The sequence below is a fragment of the Kitasatospora sp. NRRL B-11411 genome (genome assembly GCF_000721345.1).
In the GTDB taxonomy this organism is placed as follows: Bacteria; Actinomycetota; Actinomycetes; order Streptomycetales; family Streptomycetaceae; genus Kitasatospora; species Kitasatospora cineracea.
The window spans coordinates 1-209 of sequence record NZ_JOGH01000356.1 but is presented as its reverse complement, the minus strand read 5'-3'; the positions used below and the strand labels follow the sequence as shown (position 1 = coordinate 209).

Annotated in this window: 1 protein-coding gene; it reads right to left on the bottom strand. The window is 70.8% G+C overall.

What is annotated here, in order from left to right:
* Positions 1-209, bottom strand: a 209-nt coding sequence (locus IH44_RS42240) for a hypothetical protein (protein WP_035958708.1), incomplete at both ends; no start/stop codon positions are given.

Below are 209 nucleotides of genomic sequence, written 5' to 3'. Positions count from 1 at the left end.
TGCGCTGGCAGTAGTCGGACGGGTTCCACAGGCCGGTGGTGAGCACCGCCTGCTTGCCCGCGGACAGGTCGACGAACTCCTCGTTGCTGCTCAGCTTGTTCGGCGCCCCCGCCAGGCCCTCGCGAGCCGCGAACGCCGGGTACAGCACGCCCGGCTGCGGATTCACCACGTCGACGCGGTACTTGCCGCTCGCGGTGTCCTTGGCGGGC